1 protein-coding gene is annotated in these 558 nt (G+C 69.7%); it reads left to right on the top strand.

Annotation, left to right across the window (positions count from 1 at the left end):
* Positions 1–558: aldehyde dehydrogenase family protein (locus IG178_RS25035; protein ID WP_193215277.1), on the top strand; the 558-nt coding region annotated here is incomplete at both ends.

The raw sequence follows: 558 nt of genomic DNA, 5'->3' as shown, positions 1-558 counted from the left end.
TGGTCATGGTCCGGCAGGACGAGCTCGCCCTGATCATGACCTCGGAGATGGGCAAGCCGCTGGCCGAGGCCAAGGGCGAGGTCGCCTACGCCGCGGAGTTCCTGCGCTGGTTCTCCGAGGAGGCCGTGCGCATCGGCGGGGACCAGATGCTCTCGGGCGACGGGAAGACACGCTTCATGGTCTCCCAGCGACCGGTGGGCCCGTGCGTGCTGGTCACGCCGTGGAACTTCCCGCTGGCCATGGGGGCGCGCAAGATCGCCCCGGCCATCGCCGCCGGCTGCACCATGGTGTTCAAGCCGGCCGAGCTCACCCCGCTGACGTCGCTGGCGCTGGCCGACATCATGCTCGAGGCCGGGGTGCCCGCCGGAGTGCTGAACATCGTGTGCACGACCGATGCCGGCTCCGTCGTCGAGCCGTGGATGTCCAGCGGGATCGCGCGCAAGATCAGCTTCACCGGGTCCACGGCGGTGGGTGTCAGGCTGCTCGAGCAGGCCTCGCAGCACGTCATGCGCTCGTCCATGGAGCTCGGCGGCAACGCGCCGTTCCTGGTCTTCGAGG

The organism is Neoluteolibacter marinus (assembly GCF_014904755.1).
Classification (GTDB): Bacteria; Verrucomicrobiota; Verrucomicrobiia; order Verrucomicrobiales; family Akkermansiaceae; genus Haloferula; species Haloferula marina.
The sequence above is the reverse complement of the archived record's forward strand: the minus strand, read 5'-3'. Positions and strand labels throughout refer to the sequence as shown.